Source organism: Caulobacter sp. AVps18, assembly GCF_058681425.1.
Genome location: NZ_CM178737.1, coordinates 4,519,159 through 4,542,634, shown reverse-complemented (window position 1 = coordinate 4,542,634; position 23,476 = coordinate 4,519,159). Strand labels below are relative to the sequence as shown.

Sequence of the window (23,476 nt, the reverse complement as noted above, 5' to 3'; positions counted from 1 at the left end):
GATGACGTTACGCGAACGCCTGGTCCAGGGTCTGCGCGAGCCCCTGGTCCAGTTCCTGCTGGCCGGGGGCCTGATCTTCGTCGTCTTCGTCCTGTTGGGCAGCCGTCCCGATCCGGGCGACCGCCGCATCGTGGTCGACGAGGCGCGGGTCCAGCGCATCGTCACCCTGTGGATGCAGACCTGGCATCGCCCGCCGACCCCCGCCGAGCTGGACGGGCTGATCGGCGAATATGTCCAGGAGGAGGTCTATTATCGCGAGGCCCTGCGCCTGGGTCTGGATCGTGACGACCCGGTGATCCGGCGGCGGCTGCGCTCGAAGATGGAGTTCCTGGCCGCCGACCAGCTGGAAAGCGTCACGCCGGGCGACGACGTCCTGAAGGCCTGGATGCAGGCCCGTCCGGCGTTCTATGTCCAGGATCCGAAGCTCAGTTTCCAGCAGATCTATGTCGGCTCGGCCACTGATCGCGCCGCCGCCGAGGCCCGGGCGGCGACGATCCTCAGCCGCCTGGCGGCCGGGGCGTCGCCGGCCCAGCTCAGCCAGCCCCTGTCGCTGCCGACCACCCTGTCCGAGGCCTCCCGTTCGGAGGTGGACCGGCAGTTTGGCGAGGCCTTCTCCGGCGGGCTGTTGCGCGCGCCAGTCGGCCAATGGACGGGGCCGGTCGCCTCGGGCTTTGGCCTGCATGTGGTCAAGGTCACCGCGGTCAAGCTGGGGTCGCCGCCAGAGCTGGATCAGGTGCGTCAGGCGGTCGAAAACGACTGGCGCGCCGCCACCCGCGCGCAGCGTGAGGCCAAGGCCTATCAGGACCTGCTCAAGGGCTATGACGTCGTCATTGCGCGGCCCAAATGACCCTGGCGCGTCTGGCCGCCCTGGTTCTGGCCTGGCTCACCCTGGCCTGGCTCGCCCTGGCCGGCGTGGCCCGGGCTGACGATCTGCGGCCCGGCTACCTGGAGCTGACCCAGACCTCGCCTTCGGCCTGGCGGATGGTCTGGAAGGCGCCGATCCGCGGTGGTCTTGCGACCCATGCCGCGCCCAGCCTGCCGGCGGAGTGCCGGCTGCAGCCGCCGTCGCGCGACCTGGTCGGCGGGGCGCTGGTCGAGGTGGCAAGCTTCGACTGTCCCCGGGGGCTGGAAGGCCAGGCCGTCGGTCTGACCGGACTGGACGCCACCTTCACCGACGCCCTGGTGCGGATTGCGCCGCTGGGGCGCCCCGTCCAGGTCGGCCGCCTCACGGCCGACCGGCCGCTGATGGAGGTGCGGGCGGCGCCCGATCGCTTGCAGGTGGCGCGGACCTATCTGGTGCTCGGCGTGGAACACATCCTGGCCGGCTATGATCACCTGCTGTTCGTGCTGAGCCTGGTGCTGCTGCTGCGCGGCGGCATGCGGATCGCCAAGACCGTGACGGCCTTCACGCTCGCCCATTCCCTGACCCTGGTCGCCACCTCCCTGAACCTGATCAGCCTGCCGCGTCAGCCGGTCGAGATCTGCATCGCCCTGTCGATCGTGTTCCTGGCCGTCGAGATCGTGAAGTCGAGGCCCGAGGGGCCGCCGCGCCTGTCGGAGCGGGCCCCCTGGCTCGTGGCCTTCGCTTTTGGGCTGCTGCACGGCTTCGGGTTCGCCGGGGCCCTGGCCGAGATCGGCATGCCCGAGCGCGAGGTCCCCACCGCCCTGCTGACCTTCAATATCGGCGTCGAGATCGGCCAGCTGGTCATCGTCGGCGCCGCCCTGCTGGTGCTGGAGCTGATCCGCCGCTTCGCCCCGCAACACCGGCGCCTCGTTCAGCGCTGCGCCGCCTACGGCATCGGCGTCACGGCCGCCTACTGGTGCATTGTCCGCGTTCTGGGCTGACGGTTAGGGGCCGGTACCCTCAAGAGTTGCCATTTTGTTCTCATCGCGCTAGGCTTGAGCGGCGAGGATGGGAGCAGGGCGATGCGGCCGCCGTTTACCTATGTGCGATGGCCGCACCGGCCCCGGGTGATCGGCCCCCGGCTCATCCCCTATCTGGACGCGGCGGGTGAACGCTTCGACGCATCCATCCGTATTCGGATGGGCGCGCGGCAGTTCTGGACCTTCGCCTATGTTGAAGGTCTCGAGTACGTCGAACGCGATGACCACCTGCTTGGCCGGTTCTGGGTCGAGATCGACGGCCAGCGCTGGGCCAAGACGTTTCGGGGCACCGACGACATACACATGTTGCGGATCTGCCTGTGGTTCGCCGGCGACTGGCTGATCCGCACCGCGCAGGAGCAGGGCCTGACCCTGCTGCCGGATCGTCCGGACCCGGTGACTACGTGGCCCCAGCTCTTTGCGCTGCAGCCTTGACGGCGAAGGCCGAGGATCTGGTGCTGGGACCGCGCGTGATCTCCTTTTGCCGGATCCCGCGCGTGGACGCCGCCGCTGCCAATGACAATGACGACGAAGAGGGCTCGGTGCTGATGACCCTGCGTTCGCTGGGGGGCGACGACGTGCTCGGCTGGGCCGATATCGACCTCGACGGCCAGACCGCCCGGCTCGAGACGCGCGGCGCCGACGAGCTTCAGGTCACCTATGAACTGACCCTGCTATCCGGCACCTGGCTGATCGAGGCGGCGAAGGCGCGGGGGCTGGTGCTGTTCGCCTGGGGGCAGAAGCCAGTGGAGGCGCCGATGGATGTGTTTGAGCTGTGAGGGGGTGAGTTGAGAACGGGGATAGGCAAACCTGGGTCCCCGTTCTTTGGGTCAGAGAACCGTTCTTTGGCAATGACTTACAGAAAAATGGGTCGGCTCCATCCGACGCGTCCGCGCTGACCGCATCATCGACTTTCACCACTTGTGGAGAGGACGATGACGTCAGACGATTTTGAAACGGCGTTGCGAAGGTTTCGAAGCGACGCAGCGGCCGATGCACTGCGGCGGACGCTTTGGGATCTGGAGGCGAAGTTTGATCCCAACCAGCCGCGTGCGCCGGTTGGTAGTTCGACCGGCGGTCAATGGGTGCCACGGGGAGGAGGAGGCGGTTCGGGCGTGCGAAAGGTTCCGCGCGCGGGGCTGAAGCCGGCACGATCACTTGTAGCGCCAGCCGCGCGCACGCTCATCAAGCATCCGAGCGCTATCGCGGCCACGGCGCGAGCCGGTGGACTTCCCGCGCTTGCCGGAGGTGTCGCGCTCACGCGTGCGGTCGGCGATTTCGATCACCGCACCACGGGGCGGGAGAAGACGCCGTTTTTGAAGCTGCCGACCGAGACGCTGGATTTGAGAGGGCCAAAGCCTCTTTTGATGTCGCGAAAGCCAAAACGGCCGGGCTCGCTTTATCCGTATCATCCATTTCCCGACTACGGCGAACCGGAAGAGTGCGAGGAAGCGGTGAGGCCGGACTACGTAAAGTGCAGAACCTTTGCCTCCATGTATGGAAGAAATTCCAAGGAGCGGCGTGAAATCCAAGGCATATGCATAAAAACCATAGGTCAGAGATATGCGGAATGTATCGCGGGCGGCGTGGATGCTATCCGTACTCCCTTATATCAAGGAAGGTGGTGAATATGATCACGAGTATTTTGGGTCCTAGGATCATTCCTTATGTAACAGCTGATGATGTAAGCGGAACGGGAAAAATTACAATAAAGTTCGGGGAGTCAAAATTCCAAGATTTTGAGGATGGTGATCGCTTGGAGTGGAAGACTGGATGGGCCGATGTGGATTTTGACGGTAAGATCCACCGTTTTACGGCCGAGGGGGCTGACGATATTCAGCTTGTATACTTTCTAATGGATAGGGCTGGTTTGTGGCTCATTGCAGCGGCGCAGCGGCGCGGTATTACTCTATTTGACTATCGGCCCGAACCCGTCGTCAGTCCGATGAACGTCTTCGACTGCTAGATCCAGCTTTGAGCGGCGGAGCCCCTAAGGCTCCGCCCCCGCCTAAATCAGCGGCCGCGCCAGGCCCACCGCCTGCTCGACGCTGATCGTCACCAGCACACCGGCAAACGGCTTCCAGCCGTCACGCCCCGCCGCAGGGGGCTACGTCATCGGTGCCGCTTGGCGGGATGGTCGCGGGTGATCGGGTCGGGCGGGGTGGCCAGCCTTCGTTCCAGCCAATGCGACAGGATCAGATGCGGAACCGCAACCGCCGCCAGCAACTGAAAGGCCTGGGCGGTGAAGGTCGCGTCGATGGCCAACGGCGACTGAAACCGCAGTGCCAGCCACCCCAGGACCGTCGCGGCCGACAGCAGGGCGCCAGTCGCGATCCAGCGCGAGGGCGACATGTCGTTCAGCGCCGCGCGCGCCAGGCCAAGGTGGAGGGGGGAGTGCAGAAAGACAAAGAACAGCGCGAACCCGATGACGGGCGGCGCGGCCACCAGAACGGCGAGGCAGAGCGTCATGGCTGCGGCCCAGGCCCGGCTCCCATCGCGCCAGGCGACCACAAGGCCCACACTCGCGAGCAGCAAGACGACGGGGGCGGCGGCCATCACGAAGCGAGCCACAAGCGCGCCGCGCGCGTCGCTCATCGCGATGAACAGCATCATCACTTCGGTGGGATGGCCGATCGTGGCGGCGGCGATCACCGCAGCGCCCGCCGCAAAGCGCAGCAGCGGCTCCTCAAGAACTTGCCAGTCTTCGCCGAAATGCACGGCGGAAATCACCAGGAAAAGCACCAGCGCGATCAGCGGCTGCACCGTCCACAGGAGCGCCATTGCGATGGCGATCGCCACATAGCCGCCGACCACCAGCGCCAGGATCCGCCGTTCGGGCGCGATGGCGCGCCGCAGCAGGGCGATGTCATAGGCACCGTGCGGCAGGCCGCCGGCCAGAAACAGCGCCGTGGTGGCCATGACCACCGCCGGGTGATCCAGCGGCGCTTTCAGCGCGACCGCCACAAGCAGCGCTGCGGCTATGGGCCAGAAAATGGCCGGCACCCGATTGCCGCGCCCCGAGGGAGCGCGGCAACCAGACACAGGTCGGGCAGGCCCGAACGCTTGCACGACCTCAGACCGAGTAGGTCTTGACGCCGTCACGTTCGACTTCCGACTTCCTGGACGAAATCAGGAAGATCAGGATGCCGAGGCCGACCTTGGCGACGATATCGGCGATGGAGTAGCCGACCTGAATGACCGTCTCCACCGCGCCGCCCGTCAGGCCGACGAAGGGGGCCATGAAGACGATCGGGTAGAAGCCCCAGGACAGGAAGGTCACCAGACGTGCCATGCGCACCAGTCCCTGAGCCTCAAGGGGCTGCTGCTTGATCGAGGCGCCCAGCCCGACGAACAGTTGCCAGACGATATAGATGAACGGGATCATCGACAGTGCGCCCCACAAGGCGCGGGTCGGCAGATCCGTGGTGATCTCACCCGGATAGCCCAGGATGATCATCAGAGCGGCGGCCAGACCCAGGGTGATGGTTTTCGAGGTGGTTTCCGCACGCGACAACCGCATCACGAGGATCAGTTCGATCAACAGCAACGGCACCGTCAGAAGCCAGTCGACATAGCGATAGGCATGGTTGAAGGCGAAGCCGGTCGCCACGACGACGCCGTCCTTGAACATGTAGGAGGCGTTCCAGCTCTCGAAGATCCGGAAATAGTGGTAGGCGGCGATCGCGGTGACCACGCCAGAGATCGTCAGGGCGGTGCGGTAGGCCGGCGCGACTTGCGAGCGGCTAAGCCACAGGAAGATCGTGCCCGCCCCCATGGCCGCGAAGGTGAACGAAAAGGCATTATAGACCAGTGAGAACTGGAAGGGTGTAACGGTATCCATCGAAGTCTCCGTCTCGGGTGCCCACAGCGCGAATGCGCCGAGCATGGATGTTCAGACAGGTCACACGCTCATGTTGAGACGATCTTCGGGCCCCCGAACTGTGGTCGCAGCGATAGTGGAAGACCTGAACAGCGCCGGGCCTTGGGCGGACGGCGTCAGGTGCGCTGTGACACTCAAGGTGACTGGCTGGGATTTCGTTCCCCGCGAAACGGGGCCTCGGCCATATTTAAATCAGCGCCGGTCTTCAGCGCTGATCTGGAGGCCGGCCTCGACGGCGAGGCAGGCCCAACCGATCTATCGGGATGGCGCGCGGCAACGGGCCGTCTTCTCGGTCAGATCGGGTTGCGCGGCGACCTGCCTGTTCAAAAGTCCGGTGGGGTCTGGCGGCGCAGAACCGTCATGAGGGCGCTGCCGGCGCGGGCTGAAATCGCCCGCGCGGACCGGGAGGGTCGCTGGCCTTCTGCCCGCTCAGCTTAGGGCCCCGCCTATGCGAGGATGAGCGGGAGGAGGCGGCCTTAAGGCTCCGCCCCCGTCTCGATCAGCGGCCGCGCCAGGCCTACCGCCTGCTCGACGCTGATCGCGACGGGCACGGCGGCAAACGGCTTCCAGCCGTCGCAGACCACCCGCGCCGCCGCGTCATCGGCCCCGCCGGCCGGGATGGCCATGGCCGGGCGCTGGTCGCCGGTGACAGGGCCTTCACGGCCGCCGGCCCGGATGCTGCCAAAGCCGGCATGGGCGATGGTGCGGGCGTTGCAGTCGATCACTTCATGCCGCCAGCCGCCCCAGTATTCGTCGGCGCCGGCCTTGAAGCCGCCTTCGGTCACTTGCAGCACCCGCAGCCTGGCCGTGCGGCCGGTCCACTGAACGCTGGTCAGATCGACGAACACCGCAAAGCGGCCCACATCGGCCAGGCGCAGCTCAAGCGGGGCAGGGGGCGCTGCGGGCGTCGGCACCTGGGCCGCAGCCGGGGCGGTCCACAAAAACAGCGTCAGGAGGGCGTTTCGCGTCGTCTTCAAATGGTCTAATCGGCTCTTCATGATCCAGCGTCGACGCCCCGTACCCTTCGAACTTGGCCCCGTGCATTTCATCGGCATCGGTGGCATCGGCATGAGCGGCATTGCCGAGATCATGCTGCGTATCGGCTACACCGTTCAGGGCAGCGACGCCAAGGCGTCGGCCAATACCGAGCGGCTGGAAAAGCTGGGCGCGCGGATCTTCATCGGCCACGACGCGGCCCATGTCGCGGGCGCATCGGCCATCGTCTATTCGACGGCGGTCAAGGCCGATAACCCTGAAATGGTCGCCGGCCGCGACAAGCGTCTGCCCCTCGTCAGGCGCGCCGAGATGCTGGCCGAGCTGATGCGCCTGCAGTTCTCGATCGCCGTGGGCGGCACCCACGGCAAGACCACCACGACCTCGATGGTCGCGGCGCTGCTCGACGCCGGGGCGCTGGATCCCACCGTGGTCAATGGCGGCATCATCAACGCCTATGGCACCAATGCGAAAGTAGGCGAGGGCGACTGGATCGTCGTCGAGGCCGACGAGAGCGACGGCAGCTTCCTGAAACTGAAGTCCACCGTGGCCATCGTCACCAATATCGACGCCGAACACCTGGACCACTGGGGCACGTTCGATGCGGTGAAAAAGGGCTTCCAGGCCTTTATCGAGAACATCCCCTTCTATGGCTTCGCGGCGGTCTGCACCGACCATCCGGAGGTTCAGGCCCTGACGGCGCGGATCGAGAACCGCCGCCTGGTGACCTACGGCACCAACCCTCAGGCCGAGGTGCGGGTTTCCAATATCGAGATGGGGCCCGATGGCTCCAAGTTCGACATCATCGTCTCGCCGGTCGTGGGCGAACAGGTGCGCTATGACGGGCTGAAGATGCCGATGGCCGGGCACCACAATGTGCTCAACGCCACCGCCGCCGTGGCTGTGGCCCGCGAGCTGGGCGTCGACGCCGACGCCATCCGCGCCGGTCTGGCCAGCTTCGGCGGGGTCAAGCGCCGCTTTACGACGACGGGTGTGGCGGGCGGCATCCGCGTGGTCGACGACTATGGCCACCACCCGGTCGAGATCGCCGCCGTGCTCAAGGCCGCCCGCGCGGTCTCGACCGGCAAGGTGATCGCCGTGGTCCAGCCCCACCGCTTCACCCGTCTGCGCGACCTGATGACCGAGTTCTCCAGCTGCTTCAACGACGCCGACACGGTGATCGTCGCCGACGTCTATACGGCCGGCGAGCAGCCCATCGAGGGCGTCGACAAGGACCACCTGGTCGAGGGCCTCAAGAAGTTTGGCCACCGCCGGGCCCTGCCGCTGGAAAACCCCACCGCCCTGCCGCGCCTGATCGCCGCCGAGGCGACCAGCGGCGACCTCGTGGTGCTGCTGGGGGCCGGCGACATCACCACCTGGTCCTACGCCCTGCCGGGGCAGCTGGAAGCGCTGGGTAAATAGGCGGCTGAGGCTGACCCCCTCAGTCGCTCCGCGACAGCTCCCCCAGAGGGGGAGCATCTGACAATGAGATCCTCCCCCTCTGGGGGAGGTGGCCCGGAGGGCCGGAGGGGGCTAACCGCATCCGATGACCTGGAAAACCCAACTCCCCGCCGTTCGCGGCAAGCTGCTGTTTGACGAGCCGCTGGGGCCGTTCACCTGGTTCCGGGTCGGCGGGCCGGCCGAGGTGCTGTTCCTGCCGGCTGACGCCGACGACCTGCGCGACTTCCTGATGGCCCTGCCGCCGCAGGTGCCGGTCCAGGCCCTGGGCGTGGGCTCCAACGTCATCATCCGCGACGGCGGGGTCGAGGGCGTGGTGATCCGCTGCGCGGGCCGGGCCTTTGGCGAGGTCACGGTTGATCTCGAGGAGAACCTGATCATCGCCGGGCCGGCGGCGCTGGACGCCTCGGTGGCCCGGGCAGCGGCCAAGGCAGGGCTGGGCGGGCTGGAGTTCTATGTCGGCATTCCCGGCACGGTGGGCGGGGCCCTGACCATGAACGCCGGCTGCTATGGCCGCGAGACCAAGGACATCCTGGTCAGCGCCTGGGGCTATGACCGCACCGGCGAGATCCGGGTCTGGGACAATGAGGATTTCGGCTTCACCTATCGTCATACCGAGGTTCCCCCCAACAGCATGTTCTGGGTGCAGGCCATGTTCCGGGGCACGCCTGACGACCCGGCCGATGTGCGCGACCGCATGGCTGAAATCACCGCCCGCCGCGAGACCACCCAGCCGATCCGCGAAAAGACCGGCGGCTCCACCTTCAAGAACCCGCCGGGCCACTCGTCGTGGAAGCTGGTCGACGAGGCCGGCTGGCGCGGCAAGCCGTTTGGCGGGGCGATGTTCAGCCCCCTGCACAGCAACTTCCTGATCAATACCGGCGAGGCCACGGCGGCCGATCTGGAAGGCCTGGGCGACGCGGTGCGCGCTGACGTGCTGGCCAAGACGGGGATCCAGCTGGACTGGGAAATCAAGCGCATCGGGCGGGCGGGATAGGATGCTAAGGATCCTCCCCCTTTGGGGGAGGTGGCCCGGAGGGCCGGAGGGGGCAGCGCGGCGTTCGCCCAGATGGCCCCCTCAGTCGCTCCGCGACAGCTCCCCCAGAGGGGGAGCATCCTCAAGCACCGCCACACGTCAGCGCATTGCTGACTTCTCCCGTCCTGCCGCGATGCTATGACGGAACAAACCCCGGAGAATCTTCGCGCATGTTCCGCAAATTTCTGACCGCCGCTGTCGCCGTGTCCGCCCTGCTGGCCGGGTCTGCCCTCCCTGCTTCGGCTTGGGCCCAGGACGCGGCCACCGCCGAGGCGCTGCGTGACAGGGCCCTGCGCGACTATCTGGCCTGGGACATCACCGAGGACCTGACCACCAATATCGGCCCCCGCGTCGTGGGCTCGCCGAACATGGAGAAGGCCAAGGACTGGGCCGTGGCCAAGTTCAAGGCCCTGGGCTTCACCAACATCAAGGTCGACGAGTTCGCCAAGCCGTCCTGGACGCGCGGCGAGGAGAGCGGCTGGCTGATGGCCCCCTATGCCATGAACCTCAATGTGCTGGGCCTGGGCCGCACCGTCTCGACCCCGCCCGGCGGCGTCGAGGCCGAGGTTGCGCTGTTCAAGACCTATGCCGAGATGATCGCCGCGCCCGAAGGCGCGCTGAAGGGCAAGATCGTCGTGGTCACCCAGCCCATGGTCCGCGCCCAGGACGGGGCCGGCTATGGCGTGGCCGGCATCTCGCGCCGGGCCGGACCGGTGGAGGCGGCCAAGCGCGGCGCGGTGGCCATGCTGATCCGCTCGATCTCGACTTCGGATTCGTCGGTGCCGCACACCGGCAGCACCGCCAATGGCGAGGGCGTGGTGACCATCCCGGCCGCCGCGATCGGTGTGCCCGAGGCCGAGCAACTGGAGCGCCTGGCCGCCAAGGGTCCGCTGCGCATCAAGCTGAACCTGCAATCCAGCTTTGATCCCAAGGACGTGGCCTGGAACATCTCGGGCGACATCAAGGGCTCGGAAAAGCCCGACGAGGTGATCGTCATCGGCGGCCATCTGGACAGTTGGGACGTCGGCACCGGCGCGCTGGACGACGCCACCGGCATCGCCATCACCACGGCCGCCGCCAAGCTGATCGGCGACCTGCCCAAGCACCCCAAGCGCACCATCCGGGTCGTGATGTGGGGTTCGGAAGAAAGCGGCGGCTCGTCCGAGGCCTATCTGGCTGCCAACAAGGATGGGCTGTCCAAGATCGTGCTGGCCGGCGAGAGCGACAGCGGCGCCGACCGCATCTACAGCCTGCAGGTTCCGGCCGGCGCGCTGGAGCATCCGGTGATCAAGACCGCGACCCGCGTGCTGATGCCGCTGAAGATCTATCTGGACCGCGCCCCGGCCGCCCACGGCGGCGCCGACATCGGCGGCATCGAGGAGGCCGGTGTGCCGGTGATCAACCTCAACCAGGATGCCAGCCGCTATTTCGACTACCATCACACGGCCGACGACACGCTCAACAAGGTGCGTCCCGACGAACTGGCCCAGAACGTCGCGGCCTGGGCCAGCTTCCTCTATCTGGTGGCCGACAGCGACATCGACTTCCGGGCGCTGAAGCCGGCGACGGCGGCGGCGAGCCACTAGACGGTCTCCCTTCCCCCTCGATGGGGGAAGGGTCGGGGATGGGGGTGTTGGCAGGGCTTCTCCAGCTGACTAGGAGTGGCTCAACGCCAAGTGCGCCGTCCAACGCCGCAGCACCCCCACCCAACCCTCCCCCCATCGAGGGGGAGGGCTTACAGAGCTAGCCCATGACCCAGCCTCTCTCCGGCCGCCACATCGCTGTCCTGCTGGGCGGACCGTCTTCAGAGCGCGAGGTCAGCCTCGTCTCGGGACGGGAATGCGCCGACGCGCTGGAGCGGCTGGGCGCAAAAGTCAGCCGCGTTGATCCGGGCAAGGACGTGGCCCAGGTGCTGACCAAGGTCGCACCGGACCTGGTCTTCAACGCCCTGCACGGCGAGTGGGGCGAGGACGGCTGCGTGCAGGGCGTGCTGGAGACGCTGAAACTGCCCTACACCCATTCGGGTGTGCTGGCCTCGGCCCTGGCGATGGACAAGGCCAAGGCCAAGGCCGTGCTGGCCGCAGCCGGCGTGATCGTGCCCGGCGGCGGGCTCTATAGCCGCCACGCTGTGGCGGCCGACCACGTCCTGCCGCCGCCCTATGTGGTCAAGCCCAATGCCGAGGGCTCGTCGGTCGGGGTGTTCATCGTCCTGGAGGGCGCCAACCGCCCGCCGGTGGAACTGTCGTCACCCACCTGGACCTATGGCGAGGAGGTGATGGTCGAGCCCTATGTGCGCGGACTGGAGCTGGCCGTCGCGGTGATGGGTGAGTCAAATGGTCCCAGGGCGCTCGCAGTAACCGATATTCGCTCGTCCACAGGTTTCTATGACTACGAAGCCAAGTACTCCGAAGGGGGGTCGATCCACGTCGTACCGGCCCAAATCCCTGATGGCGTAAGGGATCGGGCCATGCGGATGGCCGAGCTTGGCCACACAGCCCTTGGTTGCCAGGGTGTTACCCGATCTGACTTTCGTTATGACGACATTAACGACCTTCTGGTCCTTCTAGAGGTCAACACGCAGCCCGGCATGACACCGACCTCGCTCGCCCCCGAGCAGGCCGCCCACGTCGGGATCGCGTTTGATCAACTGGTACTCTGGATCGTGGAGGACGCTTATGCCCGCTGTAGTGCGGGGGGGATCGCCTAAGCCTAGGCGCCCTCGGGCCGAAGCGCCCGCAAGTCCGAACAAGGGCCGTTCGGCGTCGCGCAACAGCGCGCAGCCGGCCGCGAAGCTGCATGCCGCCAGGGGCGTGGGTCTTTCCCCCGCCCTGGCACTTGGCATTGCTGGCGCGGCATTGGGTCTTGGGCTTGTGGTGATGCTTGCGACCGGCCATCGGGCCGAGCGCCTCGTCATGGCTGCGCGCCAGGGCGTGGACGGCCAGTTCGCCACGGCCGGTTTCAAGCTGACCAAGCTGCACGTCCAGGGGGCCTCGCCCCAGGCTGAAGCCGACATCCGCCGCGCCTCGGGCCTGTATCAGGACCAGCCGACGCTGGGCCTGGACCTGGCCGAGATCCGCCAGCGCGTCGAGGCTGTGGGCTGGGTCAAGCAGGCCAAGGTCGTGCGCCTGCTGCCCGACACCGTGCTGATTGCCGTTGAGGAACGCCCGGCCCTGGCCGTCTGGCAAAACCACGGCCGCATGCGGGTGATCGACGGCGAAGGCCGGGTGATCTCCGAGGCCGACGCCTCGCGTTTCCCCCAGCTGCCGCTGGTGGTGGGGCAGGGCGCCGATCAGGCCGCCGGTGCCATCCTGCCGGCCGTGGCGGCCCGTCCGCGCCTGCGCGACCGGCTGGAAGCCCTGGTGCGGGTCGATGACCGCCGCTGGGATCTGCGCCTGAAAGACGGCTCGCTGATCCAGCTACCGGCGATCGACGAAGAATCTGCGTTGATTCAACTGGATCAGTTGGACCAACGCCAACGAATCCTGGATCTGGGGTTTGCGCGCATTGATCTGCGCGATCCCGAGATGGTGGCTGTAAGACCTCGCGACGCGGCTCTGCCTGGGCAGACCGTGGCCGGTGGGGCGTAGCGTGATGTGGTATTGAGGTGACGATAGCGATGTCGCGACTTGAGGATCGGAAACAGGCCCGCGACGGCCTTAAGGCGACGCTTGTTCGTCAGCCTGCGGTCGCGGCTGTCGATCTGGGCGCATCCAAGGTCACCTGCTTCATCATGAAGCCCGACGGCATTCATCGGGACAACCGCACCCTGACCACGGCCGGCGTCGGCTATGTGCAGTCGCGCGGCGTGCGGGGCGGGGCGATCATCAATCTGGACGAGGCCGCCCAGGCCATCGCCCAGGCCGTGGAGCGGGCCGAGACCGTGGCCGGCGTCAACGTCCAGGGCGTCAGCGTCTGCACGGCCGGCGGCCAGCTGGCCAGCCACCGCGTCCACACCCAGGTCTCGCTCGGAGCCCGTCCGATCGCCGACGGCGACCTGTCGCGGGCCATTGCCTCGGCCCTGGCCCAGGTGCGCCTGCCGGGCCGCAAGCCCATCCACCTCTTGCCCATCGCCTGGTCGGTGGACGGCCAGAAGGGCATCCGGGACCCGCGCGCCATGTTTGGACGCGCCCTGGGGCTGGAACTGCTGGTCGTCTCGATCAACGAGAACATCTTCCACACCCTGGCCCACTGCGTGGAGCGCGCTCACCTCAGCTTCGAGGGCGTGGTCGCCGCGCCCTTCGCCTCGGCCCTGGCGGCCCTGGAAGAGGACGAGATGGACCTGGGCGCCGTCTGTATCGACATGGGCGGCGGCTCGACCTCGGTGGCGGTGTTCAACAACGGCGCCCTGTGCCACGTCGACAGCCTGGCCGTCGGCGGCGGGCATGTGACGCAGGATATCGCGCGAGGTCTGCAGACCTCGGTCGCCGGCGCCGAGCGCATCAAGACCCTGCACGGATCGGCCATCGCCTCGGCCAACGAGGACCGCGAGATGATCGAGGCCCCGCCGCGTGGCGACGACCCCGGTGCCGGGCCGGTGATCGCGCCTCGCAGCCTGCTCAAGGGCATCATCCAGCCCCGCGTCGAAGAGACCCTGGAACTGCTGCGCGAGCGGCTGAAGGCCTCGGGTGCCCCGGTCGAGCCGGGCGCCGGCATCGTCCTGACCGGCGGCGCCAGCCAGCTGGCCGGCGTGCGCGAAGTGGCCGTGCGGGTGTTCGACCGTCCTGTCCGCCTGGGCCGTCCGCGCCGGGTGCCGCACCTGGCCGACGCCGCCTCGGGCCCGGCCTTCTGCGCCGCTGCCGGCGTGCTGCACCGCTCGGCCTTCGGACCGCGCGAAGTGGTCTCGCCCAAGGCCCTGGCCACCGCTGCCCTGCGCAAGCGCCCGGTCGATCCCAACGCCTCGCCCATGGCCAAGGCGGCCGCCTGGCTGCGCGACAATCTTTAACGAACATCCTTAACAGCCAAGCTTTGACCTTGCGGCAAAGCTTGGCCCGGTGCCAAAAACACCCTCAGCGGCGTTCGGTCGCATCAAGTATCGAACCCGCCCGCAACCCTTGGAGTCCCAAGGGATTCTGTTGATAGAGCGCAATTTATGCTCCGGCGGCGCTCGACCTGTCCCCGACTCAGATTATGCAGTTAACCGCCGATTAACGATGGTGGTTGTTCTGTTAACCCAATCGTCGAGGCGTTCCCGGCGATTAGGTCGACGGGGTCTTGTTTTGACGAAGTCGGCGATAGGTCGCGAGGGTCCAATGGCTATTTCTCTTTCCGCGCCGCAGACCACTGAACTGAAGCCGCGTATCGTGGTGTTCGGCGTTGGTGGCGCAGGCGGCAACGCCGTCAACAACATGATCGAGGCGGGCCTCGAAGGTGTTGAGTTCGTCGTCGCCAATACCGACGCGCAGCAGCTCCAGTTCGCCAAGACCGACCGTCGCATCCAGCTGGGCGTGCAGGTCACGCAGGGCCTGGGCGCCGGCGCGCATCCCGAGGTGGGCATGAGCGCGGCCGAGGAAAGCTTCCCCGAGATCGGCGAGCACCTGGACGGCGCGCACATGGTGTTCATCACCGCCGGCATGGGCGGCGGCACCGGCACCGGCGCAGCCCCGATCATCGCCAAGTGCGCTCGCGAGCGCGGCATCCTGACCGTCGGCGTCGTGACCAAGCCCTTCCACTTCGAAGGCCGTCACCGCATGCGTCTGGCCGATGCCGGCATCGGCGAGCTGCAACGCTATGTCGACACCCTGATCGTCATTCCCAACCAGAACCTGTTCCGCGTCGCCAACGAGCGCACGACCTTCGCCGAAGCCTTCGGCATGGCCGACCAGGTGCTGCACTCGGGCGTTCGTTCGATCACCGACCTGATGGTCCTGCCGGGCCTGATCAACCTCGACTTCGCCGACGTCCGCACGGTCATGACCGAAATGGGCAAGGCGATGATGGGCACCGGCGAGGGCACGGGCGAAGACCGCGCCCTGATGGCCGCCCAGAACGCCATCGCCAATCCGCTGCTGGACGAAGTCTCGCTGAAGGGTGCCAAGGCCGTTCTGGTCAACGTGACCGGCGGCATGGACATGACGCTGCTGGAAGTCGACGAAGCGGCCAACGCGATCTCGGATCAGGTCGATCCGGAAGCCAACATCATCTTCGGCGCGGCCTTCGATCCGTCGCTGGACGGCGTCATCCGCGTGTCGGTGGTCGCCACCGGCATGGACGGCGCCTCCATCGCCCAGATCGAGCCCAAGCCCGTCGCTCGCAACACCTCGGCCGCGCCGCTGATCGTCGAGACGGCCCGTCCGGCTCCCGCGCCGCAGCCCCAAGCCGAGGTTGCTCGCACACCGTCGCGCTACGAGGCCCGCCCTTTTGAGCGTCCGGCTGCGCAGCCGGCTTCCTATGCGCAAGAGACCGCCTATCAGGCCCCCGAGCCCGAGATGACGGCGCCCGAGCCTCAGGCCGACCTCTATTACGAAGAGCAGGCCGCCGAAGCTCAGATCGAGCCCCGCATCACGGCCCCCGCGCCGCGTCCGGTGACCCGGATCGTCGACCCGATGGTCGAGGAGATGGAAGAGCCGCCGCTCTATACCGGGCAGCAGTATGACGACCGTCGGCCGCAGAAGTCGGGCGGCTGGATGAGCCTGTTCGGCGGTGGCCGTCAGCGCTACGACCAGCAACCGGCTCCGGCGCCCCAGGCCCGCTCGACCACCAGCGCCCGCCCGGCCGTCCAGCCCCTGGACGCGCCCCACGCGGACGAAGGCGAGGATCTGGAGATCCCGTCGTTCCTGCGCCGCCTGGCCAACTGAACAGCTCGGTCTGACAAGTCCTGAACAAGCGCCCGGGGTGAAAGCCCCGGGCGTTTTTGTTTGTGGGGCCGAAGATCCTCCCCCTCTGGGGGAGGTGGCCCAAAGGGCCGGAGGGGGCAGCGCGGCATCCGCCCAGATAGCCCCCTCAGTCCCTCCGGGACAGCTCCCCCAGAGGGGGAGCATCTGCTAAAGCTTGGCACAATCTGCCAACCTCACCGCCAGACCCGGTCACGATGAAGCTCACCCGCGCCGATCGCAAGATTCTCGAGATCCTCCAGCAGGACAGCTCGGTCACCAATGTCGAGCTGGCCGAGCGGGTGGGCCTGTCGCCCAGTCCGTGCCTGCGCCGGGTCAAGCAGCTGGAGGCCAGCGGCCTGATCGCCGGCTATGTGGCCCTGCTGGATCGCCGCAAGGCGCGGCTGGACCTGCTGGCCTATGTCGAGGTCCAGGTCGACCGCCACAGCGAAACCGCCGCCGACGCCTTCGCCGAAGCCGTGCGCCGCGAGCCGATGGTGGTGGGCTGCCACGCCATGACCGGCGGCTACGACTACCTGCTGCGGGTGGTGGCCCCCAATCTCGACGCCTATGCCGAGTTCACCATGAAGCGCCTGCTGAAGATGCCGGCGGTCAAGGACATCCGCTCCAGCTTCGTGCTGGAGACGATCAAGGACGATACGGCGCTGCCGCTGGACTATGTGGAGTAGGGGGGGCTGTGACGCTCAGGGTCGGCGTCAAGCGCGGGCGTCAATGTCCGTTCCGGCCCTAGTTGGACGTTCGCCCATTGGCCTCGCGAGAGTTAATGGGCCCCAAGAGCTGTCAGATGGGAATCTCTCGCGGGCTGTCGGGCCACCAGACTCCCCATCGTTTCAGGCATTGGTCACCAATCCGCCTTGCAGAGGGGCGTCAACACATGCCGATCAGCCTTCTTGGTCTGGCAAAGGACCTGCATTCGGCAAACGGCTGGCAAGTAGCCTCCGGATATCGGGCTAGCACCCAGCGAGAACGTTCCGCTCTGTCTCAATTCTTTATAGGAAGTCTGGTTGAGCGACGACCTAAGTAGTTCGGAACTTTCGCCTATGCCGTTGCCCTGTGACCGTTTGATCCTCGAAATATAGTAGTGGCGCATTGGTGCGTGCGCGAGTTCTCGGGTGACGTCATCGTGTTCGCCTACGCCCTTTACACTCTCTGCGTAAATTGGACCACCGGGCAGGATTTCCTCGAAAAGCTCGAAGGTGTCGACTTTCCACCCCGAGATAGCCAACGTCTCTCTTGTGGCGACGTTATCGAGTGCGACTACTGCTTCGAAGGTTTCGCAATTTTCGGCGACACTGTCGGTCGAGACGCTGTAAGCGCGCTCCTCTTGGCCGAAGTCATGGGAGCTGCAACCGCCCAACACCCCCCCGAGTGTGGCGACGGCGAACATCGTCCGGCTCGATCGGCGGAAAGCGGCGGCAATGCGCTTGCCGCGCATCCCTGAAGCCCCCGGCTGCGGGGGCCTATCTGCGACGCCTTCGCATGACTGCAAGTCCAAAGAAGTATCTTTGAGGTCGGCCATAATCTCTCTTAACCCGAACGGCGACGGCCCGATATCCACCCTTCTCGGACGTTCCCAAGGTCCGCTCGTCGCCTCGCCCGCATCCGCCCCGGATGCGGCTCCCGCCTTAAATCCTTGGAGGATCGGAGCTCTGGCGTCTGGCCGTGTCAAGGACGGCGCGGGGCGCCGCCGCGGCGCGGCTGGCCGCAGGCCAGTCCTTGACACGGCCAGACGCCAGAGCAAGCTCGCCTGCAAGGTTTCAAGGCGCGGCCTCGCCGTGGAGGGCGGGGTGAGGGGCTGGCGAGGCCAACACCCCCTGTCTTCCTGGGCCTTGTGCCCAGGATCCATGGCCGGCGGCAGGCTCTGAGCCTGAGGGGCGTCGCGGCCGAAGGGCTCGTTCCCAACGCTATCTCAGCTGTGCCGGACGCTATGGATCCCGGGCATAAGGCCCGGGAAGACGGGGATTTGGGGTTCATCGGCTGTTGGTGAGGCGACCTCTTGGCCCTTCAACCCGCAGCGCCATCTCAAGCCCTGTCATCCCGGACGAGCGCGCAGCGCGAAGATCCGGGACCGTCGCGTGAGCGCGGCGTTTCCGGCGGTCCCGGATCGGCGCCCGGCGTTCGCCGGGCTTGTCCGGGAAGACAGCGTTTTGGGGCCAGCGCACAGGCGAAAGGACTGCTGAAATTTTCGCGCTATAATATGCCGAAACTATGCCTAAATGCTGCCTTAGGTGACCGATAGGGCCCGACAAGCGCCCCAAATCGCCACACACCACCCCGCACTCGGCCCTATCCTGACCACCGCTCTCGGGAGGAACGGACCTCATGCTGGTTGTCGATCAAAAGCCGCTGGCCAATGCCGTGCCGTCGCCGATGCGAGCCGCGCTGGAGACTGTGCAGGCCTATCGCTCGGGCATGACGCTGGCCGAAGCCGGACGCCGGGCCGGGCGCAGCGATTTCTCCAAGCTGGCCAGCAACGAGAACCTGCTGGGCGCCAGCCCGCAGGTGGCCGGGGCCGTGATGGCCGCCATGGCCCATCCGGAAATCTATCCCGACCCCTATTGCGAGACCCTGCGCGACGCCCTTGGCACCCGTCTGGCCGTCGATCCGGCCCGCATCGTAGTGTCGCCGGGGTCTGAGGCCCTGATCGACTATCTGTTCCGCGCGGTGATCGCGCCGGGCGAGACGATCCTGATGTCGACCCCGACCTTCCCGGCCTATGAGATTTTCGCCCGCTGCGCCGAGGCCACGATCATCGACGTGCCGCGCCTGGCCGATTTCGATCTCGACGTCGAGGCCTTCAAGGTCGAGGCGGCCAAGGGCCCCAAGCTGCTGGTGCTGTGCACCCCCAACAACCCCACCGGCAACGCCCTGACCAGCGCCGATATCAGCCAGATCCTGGCCGTTACCCCGCGTTCGACCATGGTGTTCGTCGACGAGGCCTATCGCGAATATCACGAGGTGTTCGACACCTTTGCCCTGCTGGAGGCCTGGGGCGGCCCGTGGGTTTCGGCGCGCACCTTCTCCAAGGCCTATGGCTTGGCCGGGATGCGGGTGGGCTATGGCGTAGCCTCGTCGGCGGAGCTGGTCGGCTATCTGGATCGCCTGCGTCCGCCCTTCAACGTCACCGCCGTGTCGCAGGCCGCCGCCCTGGCCGCCCTGGCCGATGTGGAGCACCTGCAAGCGACTGTGGCCCTGACCGTGGCCGAGCGCGGCCGGGTCGAGGCGGCGCTGGACGCCCTGGGTGTCGAGCGCACCGACAGCCGGGCCAATTTCGTGTTCCTGAAGACGCCGGCCGGGCCGGAGGCCACGACCGCGCGCTTGCTGCAGGACGGCCTGATCATCCGCCCCACCCCGGTGGCCGGCGGCTGGGTTCGCATCACCATTGGCCGTCCGGCCGACAATGACCGCCTGATCGCCGCCCTGCCGGCGGCTCTGGCCCGCTGAGCTTCGGGAGCTTCACCATGCCCATGACCGCCCAAAACCCGCTGGGTCTCGACGGCTTCGAGTTTGTCGAGTTCACCAGCCCCGATCCCGCCGCCATGAAGGCGCTGTTCGAGGCCCTGGGCTTCGTGCCCGCCAGCACCCATCCGACCAAGGCCGTGACCCGCTACAAGCAGGGCCGCATCAACCTGCTGGTCAATGAAGAGACCACCGGTCAGGTCGCCGAATTCCGCGCCGCCCACGGCCCCTCGGCCAACGGCATGGCCTTCCGCGTCGAGGACGTCGAGGCGGCCTATGCGGAAGCCCTGAAGCGCGGGGCCGTCGCGGCAGACGCGTCCAAGACCGTGCTGGGCGAGGGTGCGCGGGTGCTGGAAGGCATCGGCGGCTCGATGCTCTATCTGGTCCAGGCGGGCGGCAACGGCACGATCTATGACGGGTGGACCCAGGTCCCCGGCGCCGCCGAGGCGGAAGCCGCGAATAATGTCGGCCTGGATCTGCTCGACCACCTGACCCACAACGTCAAGCGCGGCCAGATGCGCACCTGGTCGACCTTCTATCGCGATGTCTTCGGCTTTGAGGAGCAGAAGTATTTCGACATCAAGGGCCAGGCCACCGGCCTGTTCAGCCAGGCGATGATCGCGCCCGACAAGGCCATCCGCATCCCGCTGAACGAGAGCCAGGACGACCAGAGCCAGATCGAGGAATTCATCCGCCAGTACAACGGCGAGGGCATCCAGCACCTGGCCCTGACCACGCCCGACATCTACGACACCGTCGAGAAGCTGCGCGCCCGGGGCGTCAAGCTGCAGGACACCATCGAGACCTATTACGAGCTGGTCGACAAGCGCGTGCCCGGCCATGGCGAGGATCTTGAGCGCCTGCGCAAGAACCGCATCCTGCTGGACGGCAATGTCGGCGAGGAGGGCCTGCTGCTGCAGATCTTCACCGAAAACCTGTTTGGCCCGATCTTCTTCGAGATCATCCAGCGCAAGGGCAATGAGGGCTTTGGCAACGGCAACTTCCAGGCCCTGTTCGAGAGCATCGAGCTGGACCAGATCCGCCGGGGCGTGATCACGGTGGGGGCGTAGGCCGCTTCCGAATTCCCCTTCCTTGTCATCCCGGCCCAAGCGTAGCGTAGAGCCGGGACCCAGGGGGGCTGGGCGAAGGCGGTGCAACCGCCCCTGGGTCCCGGATAACGGCTGCGCCGTTTCCGGGATGACAAGGTTAGTTGAAAGGCCTCGGGACCAACCATGGACCTCCACTACCAATCCGGCTTCGGCAACCACTTCGCCACGGAAGCCGTGGCCGGGGCCCTGCCGGTGGGCCAGAACTCGCCGCAGCATGTGCCGTTCGGGCTCTATGCCGAGCAGCTGTCGGGCAGCGCCTTCACCGCGCCGCGCCATGAGAACCGCCGCAGCTGGCTGTATCGCCTGAGGCCCAGCGCCGGGCATGGCCGCTATGAGCCCTATGCCCAGCCGCTGATCGCGGCGCCCGCCGACGGCCCGGTGACCCCCAACCGCCTGCGCTGGGACCCGCTGGAAATCCCCGCCGCGCCGACCGACTTCGTCGATGGCCTCACCACCCTGGCCGGCAATGGCGAAGTGGCGACCCAGGCCGGTATCGGCGTTCACCTGTATCTGGCCAATGTCTCGATGCGAAGCCGGGTGTTCCAGGACGCCGACGGCGAGCTCTTGATCGTGCCCCAGCAGGGCGTCCTGACCCTGGTCACCGAGCTGGGCGTGCTGACCGTCGCGCCGGGCCAGATCGCGGTGATCCCGCGCGGCGTGCGCTTCCGGGTCGAGGTCGATGGGCCCTCGCGCGGCTATGTCTGCGAGAACTATGGCGCGATGTTCAAGTTGCCCGACCTTGGACCCATCGGCGCCAACGGCCTGGCCAATCCGCGTGACTTCGAGACCCCCGTCGCGGCCTTCGAGGATGTGGATGCGCCGACGCAGGTGATCCAGAAGTTCCAGGGCGGCCTCTGGTCGGCCACCTGGGATCACAGCCCGCTGGACGTGGTGGCCTGGCACGGCAATTTCGCGCCCTATCGCTATGATCTGAGCCGGTTCAACACCATCAATACGGTCAGTTTCGACCATCCCGACCCGTCGATCTTCACCGTTCTGACCTCGCCCAGCGAACTGCCCGGCACGGCCAATTGCGACTTCGTGATCTTCCCGCCGCGCTGGATGGTGGCCGAGCACACCTTCCGCCCGCCCTGGTTCCACCGCAACGTGATGAGCGAGTTCATGGGGCTGGTGCACGGCGCCTATGACGCCAAGGTCGGCGGCTTCTCGCCCGGCGGGGCCAGCTTGCACAACGCCATGAGCGATCACGGCCCCGATCTGGCCAGTTGGCAGGGGGCCGTGGCGGCCGATCTGAAGCCCCACAGGATCGAGAACACGATGGCCTTCATGTTCGAAAGCCGATGGGTGTTGCGCCCCACGCGATTTGCGCTGGAGAGTTGCGCGCTTCAGGCCGACTATGACGCCTGCTGGGCCGGTTTTCCCAAGGCCGTCCTGCCGCAACCCTAATAACAACGACACAAGAGGAAGCGCCCATGAAGCTCGCGTCTCTCAAAGGCGGCCGTGACGGCCGGCTGGTAGTGGTCTCCAACGACCTGGCCTGGTTCACGGATGCGGCGACCATCGCCCCGACCCTGCAGGCGGCGCTGGACGACTGGGGACGCTGCGAGGCCTTGCTGCGGGGCCTGGCCGAGAGCCTTGAACACGGCGCGGTGCCCAAGGAGCGCTTCCACGAGCACGACGCCGCCAGCCCCCTGCCGCGCGCCTATCAGTGGCTGGACGGCTCGGCTTACGTGAACCACGTGCAGCTGGTGCGTCAGGCGCGGGGGGCAGAGATGCCCGAAACCTTCTGGACTGACCCGCTGATGTACCAGGGCGCTTCTGACGGCTTCCTGGGGCCGCGCGAGGATATCCCCCTGGCCGACAAGACCTGGGGCTGCGACCTGGAAGGCGAGATCGCCGTGATCGTCGGTGACGTGCCCCTGGGCGCCGGCCGCGAGGAGGCCCTGGCGGCCATCCGTCTGGTGATGCTGTGCAACGACGTCTCCCTGCGCAACCTGATCCCGGCCGAACTGGCCAAGGGCTTCGGCTTTGTGCAGTCCAAGCCCGCCAGCGCCTTCTCGCCCGTGGCCGTGACGCCGGCCTTGCTGGGCGACGCCTGGAAGGACGGCAAGCTGCACGGCGCTCTGCTGGTGGAGCTGGACGGCAAGGATTTTGGCCGGGCTGATGCCGGGGTCGACATGACCTTCGATTTCGGGACGCTGGTGGCCCACGCCGCCAAGACCCGCGCCCTGTCGGCCGGAACGATCATCGGCTCGGGCACGGTGTCCAATCGCGGCGCCGATGGCGGGCCCGGCAAGCCGGTCGAAGAGGGCGGTCTGGGCTATTCGTGCCTGGCCGAGCTGCGCACCGTCGAGACGATCGTGCATGGCGCGGCGAAAACCCCGTTCCTGCTGCCGGGCGACACGGTGCGCATCGAGATGAAGGATGCCAAGGGCCACTCGATCTTCGGGGCCATCGAGCAGACGGTCGAGCGGATTTGAGCGACCAGACTGTCCCTGCCGGCCGCGTCTTTGTAACGCCGGCAGGGGTGGGCCTGGGTCCGCTGGACCTGATCGCCGACGGGGCGGCGCGAAACTATGTGCTGCAGATAGGCGCTGACCGCTTCCACGGCTTTGTGGTGCGGCGGGGCGAGGCGGTGTTCGGCTATGTCGACCGCTGTCCGCATGCCGGCCTGCCCCTGGCCCAGACCCTGGACCAGTATCTGACCCCCGACGGCACCCTGATCGCCTGCTCCTGGCATGGGGCGGTGTTCGCGGTGGAGGACGGCGCTTGCGTGGGCGGCCCCTGCGTGGGCGCGCGCCTGTCGCCCTGGCCGGTGATCGCGCGCGACGGGCGGGTGTTCACGGCGTGAATGGTCTAGCCTGGA

The 23,476-nt window shown here is 67.0% G+C and carries 23 protein-coding genes; 19 read left to right on the top strand and 4 right to left on the bottom strand.

The features are described from left to right. Position 1 precedes the first annotated feature (1 nt). The 6 genes from ACW179_RS20720 (at position 2) to ACW179_RS20695 (ending at position 3,850) form a co-directional block, all read left to right on the top strand. Positions 2-847 (top strand): peptidyl-prolyl cis-trans isomerase, encoded by an 846-nt coding sequence (locus ACW179_RS20720; RefSeq protein WP_492061682.1) that lies wholly within the window; start codon positions 2-4, stop codon positions 845-847. Beyond that, complete coding sequence (locus ACW179_RS20715) at positions 844-1,845, top strand: HupE/UreJ family protein (protein WP_492061680.1); 1,002 nt, start codon at positions 844-846, stop codon at positions 1,843-1,845. The genes ACW179_RS20720 and ACW179_RS20715 overlap by 4 nt, the downstream gene beginning before the upstream one ends. Before the next feature lie 81 nt (positions 1,846-1,926). Then, a complete protein-coding gene (locus tag ACW179_RS20710; protein ID WP_492061677.1) occupies positions 1,927-2,319 on the top strand; it encodes a hypothetical protein in 393 nt (130 codons plus the stop codon). After that, complete coding sequence (locus tag ACW179_RS20705; RefSeq protein WP_492061675.1) at positions 2,316-2,663, top strand: hypothetical protein; 348 nt, start codon at positions 2,316-2,318, stop codon at positions 2,661-2,663. The genes ACW179_RS20710 and ACW179_RS20705 overlap by 4 nt, the downstream gene beginning before the upstream one ends. 156 nt (positions 2,664-2,819) lie before the next feature. After that, positions 2,820-3,512 (top strand): hypothetical protein, encoded by a 693-nt coding sequence (locus ACW179_RS20700; RefSeq protein WP_492061673.1) that lies wholly within the window; start codon positions 2,820-2,822, stop codon positions 3,510-3,512. After that, on the top strand, positions 3,509-3,850 hold the full coding sequence (locus ACW179_RS20695; RefSeq protein ID WP_492061671.1) for a hypothetical protein: 342 nt from the start codon (positions 3,509-3,511) through the stop codon (positions 3,848-3,850). The genes ACW179_RS20700 and ACW179_RS20695 overlap by 4 nt, the downstream gene beginning before the upstream one ends. 146 nt (positions 3,851-3,996) lie before the next feature. Here ACW179_RS20695 and ACW179_RS20690 read toward each other — a convergent pair whose 3' ends face one another. The 3 genes from ACW179_RS20690 to ACW179_RS20680 form a co-directional block, all read right to left on the bottom strand. Next, positions 3,997-4,848, bottom strand: a complete 852-nt coding sequence (locus tag ACW179_RS20690) for a Brp/Blh family beta-carotene 15,15'-dioxygenase (protein ID WP_492061669.1) — start codon at positions 4,846-4,848, stop codon at positions 3,997-3,999. Positions 4,849-4,957: 109 nt separating this feature from the next. Continuing rightward, positions 4,958-5,725 carry a bacteriorhodopsin-like gene (locus tag ACW179_RS20685; RefSeq protein WP_492061666.1) on the bottom strand — a complete coding sequence of 256 codons (768 nt, stop codon included), beginning with the start codon at positions 5,723-5,725 and terminating at the stop codon, positions 4,958-4,960. Positions 5,726-6,240: 515 nt separating this feature from the next. Beyond that, the gene (locus ACW179_RS20680) at positions 6,241-6,762 is read right to left on the bottom strand and encodes a hypothetical protein (RefSeq protein ID WP_492061664.1); all 522 of its coding nucleotides are present in this window, start codon (positions 6,760-6,762) and stop codon (positions 6,241-6,243) included. Between ACW179_RS20680 and murC the strand changes: the two genes are divergently transcribed. From murC to ACW179_RS20640, 8 genes are all read left to right on the top strand, one after another. Continuing rightward, entirely contained in the window at positions 6,761-8,179 is a 1,419-nt protein-coding gene (gene murC, locus ACW179_RS20675) for a UDP-N-acetylmuramate--L-alanine ligase (protein ID WP_492061662.1), read from the top strand. The genes ACW179_RS20680 and murC overlap by 2 nt on opposite strands. A 124-nt stretch (positions 8,180-8,303) precedes the next feature. Further along, positions 8,304-9,212, top strand: coding sequence for a UDP-N-acetylmuramate dehydrogenase (gene murB / locus ACW179_RS20670; RefSeq protein ID WP_492061660.1), 909 nt, complete (start codon positions 8,304-8,306; stop codon positions 9,210-9,212). Between the two features lie 209 nt (positions 9,213-9,421). After that, a complete protein-coding gene (locus ACW179_RS20665; RefSeq protein WP_492061658.1) occupies positions 9,422-10,837 on the top strand; it encodes a M20/M25/M40 family metallo-hydrolase in 1,416 nt (471 codons plus the stop codon). Between the two features lie 164 nt (positions 10,838-11,001). Further along, complete coding sequence (locus tag ACW179_RS20660) at positions 11,002-11,958, top strand: D-alanine--D-alanine ligase (protein ID WP_492061656.1); 957 nt, start codon at positions 11,002-11,004, stop codon at positions 11,956-11,958. Continuing rightward, entirely contained in the window at positions 11,927-12,838 is a 912-nt protein-coding gene (ftsQ, locus tag ACW179_RS20655; protein WP_492061653.1) for a cell division protein FtsQ, read from the top strand. The genes ACW179_RS20660 and ftsQ overlap by 32 nt, the downstream gene beginning before the upstream one ends. A gap of 29 nt (positions 12,839-12,867) precedes the next feature. Continuing rightward, positions 12,868-14,193 (top strand): cell division protein FtsA, encoded by a 1,326-nt coding sequence (ftsA, locus tag ACW179_RS20650; RefSeq protein WP_492061650.1) that lies wholly within the window; start codon positions 12,868-12,870, stop codon positions 14,191-14,193. Between the two features lie 307 nt (positions 14,194-14,500). After that, a complete protein-coding gene (gene ftsZ, locus ACW179_RS20645) occupies positions 14,501-16,045 on the top strand; it encodes a cell division protein FtsZ (protein WP_492061648.1) in 1,545 nt (514 codons plus the stop codon). Positions 16,046-16,278: 233 nt separating this feature from the next. Next, the gene (locus ACW179_RS20640; RefSeq protein ID WP_108556507.1) at positions 16,279-16,749 is read left to right on the top strand and encodes an Lrp/AsnC family transcriptional regulator; all 471 of its coding nucleotides are present in this window, start codon (positions 16,279-16,281) and stop codon (positions 16,747-16,749) included. 173 nt (positions 16,750-16,922) lie between these two features. On the opposite strand, the gene ACW179_RS20635 is transcribed toward ACW179_RS20640, so the two are convergent. Then, positions 16,923-17,600 (bottom strand): hypothetical protein, encoded by a 678-nt coding sequence (locus ACW179_RS20635; RefSeq protein ID WP_492061644.1) that lies wholly within the window; start codon positions 17,598-17,600, stop codon positions 16,923-16,925. 803 nt (positions 17,601-18,403) lie between these two features. Between ACW179_RS20635 and hisC the strand changes: the two genes are divergently transcribed. The 5 genes from hisC (at position 18,404) to ACW179_RS20610 (ending at position 23,461) form a co-directional block, all read left to right on the top strand. Continuing rightward, positions 18,404-19,525, top strand: coding sequence for a histidinol-phosphate transaminase (gene hisC, locus ACW179_RS20630; protein WP_492061642.1), 1,122 nt, complete (start codon positions 18,404-18,406; stop codon positions 19,523-19,525). A 17-nt stretch (positions 19,526-19,542) separates the two neighbouring features. Continuing rightward, positions 19,543-20,610: a 4-hydroxyphenylpyruvate dioxygenase gene (gene hppD / locus ACW179_RS20625; protein ID WP_492061639.1), complete on the top strand. Its 1,068-nt coding sequence runs from the start codon at positions 19,543-19,545 to the stop codon at positions 20,608-20,610. Positions 20,611-20,772: 162 nt separating this feature from the next. Continuing rightward, positions 20,773-22,056, top strand: a complete 1,284-nt coding sequence (hmgA, locus tag ACW179_RS20620) for a homogentisate 1,2-dioxygenase (protein ID WP_492061637.1) — start codon at positions 20,773-20,775, stop codon at positions 22,054-22,056. A gap of 26 nt (positions 22,057-22,082) precedes the next feature. Continuing rightward, positions 22,083-23,090 carry a fumarylacetoacetate hydrolase family protein gene (locus tag ACW179_RS20615; protein WP_492061636.1) on the top strand — a complete coding sequence of 336 codons (1,008 nt, stop codon included), beginning with the start codon at positions 22,083-22,085 and terminating at the stop codon, positions 23,088-23,090. Next, entirely contained in the window at positions 23,087-23,461 is a 375-nt protein-coding gene (locus ACW179_RS20610) for a Rieske (2Fe-2S) protein (RefSeq protein WP_492061634.1), read from the top strand. Before ACW179_RS20615 ends, ACW179_RS20610 begins: the two co-directional genes overlap by 4 nt. The last annotated feature ends 15 nt before the right edge of the window (positions 23,462-23,476 follow it).

Excerpts from the sequence above, each read along its gene's own strand:
- ACW179_RS20720 (WP_492061682.1), top strand. The coding sequence starts at position 2 with ATGACGTTACGCGAACGCCTGGTCCAGGGTCTGCGCGAGCCCCTGGTC.
- ACW179_RS20715 (WP_492061680.1), top strand. The coding sequence starts at position 844 with ATGACCCTGGCGCGTCTGGCCGCCCTGGTTCTGGCCTGGCTCACCCTG.
- ACW179_RS20710 (WP_492061677.1), top strand. The coding sequence starts at position 1,927 with ATGCGGCCGCCGTTTACCTATGTGCGATGGCCGCACCGGCCCCGGGTG.
- ACW179_RS20700 (WP_492061673.1), top strand. The coding sequence starts at position 2,820 with ATGACGTCAGACGATTTTGAAACGGCGTTGCGAAGGTTTCGAAGCGAC.
- ACW179_RS20685 (WP_492061666.1), bottom strand. The coding sequence starts at position 5,725 with ATGGATACCGTTACACCCTTCCAGTTCTCACTGGTCTATAATGCCTTT.
- murC (WP_492061662.1), top strand. The coding sequence starts at position 6,761 with ATGATCCAGCGTCGACGCCCCGTACCCTTCGAACTTGGCCCCGTGCAT.
- ACW179_RS20680 (WP_492061664.1), bottom strand. The coding sequence starts at position 6,762 with ATGAAGAGCCGATTAGACCATTTGAAGACGACGCGAAACGCCCTCCTG.
- murB (WP_492061660.1), top strand. The coding sequence starts at position 8,304 with ATGACCTGGAAAACCCAACTCCCCGCCGTTCGCGGCAAGCTGCTGTTT.
- ACW179_RS20665 (WP_492061658.1), top strand. The coding sequence starts at position 9,422 with ATGTTCCGCAAATTTCTGACCGCCGCTGTCGCCGTGTCCGCCCTGCTG.
- ACW179_RS20660 (WP_492061656.1), top strand. The coding sequence starts at position 11,002 with ATGACCCAGCCTCTCTCCGGCCGCCACATCGCTGTCCTGCTGGGCGGA.
- ftsQ (WP_492061653.1), top strand. The coding sequence starts at position 11,927 with ATGCCCGCTGTAGTGCGGGGGGGATCGCCTAAGCCTAGGCGCCCTCGG.
- ftsA (WP_492061650.1), top strand. The coding sequence starts at position 12,868 with ATGTCGCGACTTGAGGATCGGAAACAGGCCCGCGACGGCCTTAAGGCG.
- ftsZ (WP_492061648.1), top strand. The coding sequence starts at position 14,501 with ATGGCTATTTCTCTTTCCGCGCCGCAGACCACTGAACTGAAGCCGCGT.
- ACW179_RS20640 (WP_108556507.1), top strand. The coding sequence starts at position 16,279 with ATGAAGCTCACCCGCGCCGATCGCAAGATTCTCGAGATCCTCCAGCAG.
- ACW179_RS20635 (WP_492061644.1), bottom strand. The coding sequence starts at position 17,600 with ATGGCCGACCTCAAAGATACTTCTTTGGACTTGCAGTCATGCGAAGGC.
- hisC (WP_492061642.1), top strand. The coding sequence starts at position 18,404 with ATGCTGGTTGTCGATCAAAAGCCGCTGGCCAATGCCGTGCCGTCGCCG.
- hppD (WP_492061639.1), top strand. The coding sequence starts at position 19,543 with ATGCCCATGACCGCCCAAAACCCGCTGGGTCTCGACGGCTTCGAGTTT.
- hmgA (WP_492061637.1), top strand. The coding sequence starts at position 20,773 with ATGGACCTCCACTACCAATCCGGCTTCGGCAACCACTTCGCCACGGAA.
- ACW179_RS20615 (WP_492061636.1), top strand. The coding sequence starts at position 22,083 with ATGAAGCTCGCGTCTCTCAAAGGCGGCCGTGACGGCCGGCTGGTAGTG.